The sequence below is a fragment of the Oceanipulchritudo coccoides genome, from assembly GCF_010500615.1.
GTDB classification, from domain to species: Bacteria; Verrucomicrobiota; Verrucomicrobiia; order Opitutales; family Oceanipulchritudinaceae; genus Oceanipulchritudo; species Oceanipulchritudo coccoides.
The window spans coordinates 1-600 of record NZ_JAAGNX010000013.1; the positions used below are offsets into that span (position 1 = coordinate 1).

Sequence of the window (600 nt, forward strand, 5' to 3'; positions counted from 1 at the left end):
CTTGCCAAAAAGGCGGGCGACAGCTTTGTCCCGGTCGAGCGGGTGCTGATGGCGCTTTGCATGGTCAAATCCGGTGCCAAGGCGGCGTTGGATGCGGGTAAGGTTACTGCACAGGGCCTGAATGCCGCCATCAATGACGTGCGCAAGGGTCGTACGGCGGACACCGCCACGGCTGAAGACGGATATGACGCTCTCAAGAAATACGCGATGGACCTTACGGAACGCGCCGAAGCGGGCAAGATCGATCCGATTATCGGACGCGATGAGGAAATTCGCCGCGCGATGCAGGTTCTGAGTCGCCGGACAAAGAACAACCCCGTTCTGATCGGTGAACCCGGTGTTGGTAAGACCGCGATTGCCGAAGGGCTGGCGTTGCGGATCGTGAACGGCGATGTGCCGGAATCCTTGCGCAACAAAAGGCTGCTTGCTCTGGATATGGGCGCGTTGATTGCCGGCGCGAAGTATCGCGGTGAGTTCGAAGAGCGTCTCAAGGCCGTTTTGACCGAGGTAACCGAAGCCGCCGGTGAAGTGATCCTCTTTATTGACGAGATGCACACGCTTGTCGGTGCCGGAAAGACGGATGGCGCGATGGATGCCGCC

General features: G+C 59.3%; 1 protein-coding gene. It reads left to right on the plus strand.

Annotated elements, in window-relative coordinates; genetic code table 11:
- A partial coding sequence (locus G0Q06_RS14215; protein WP_163967435.1) for an AAA family ATPase occupies positions 1-600 on the plus strand: 600 nt, incomplete at both ends.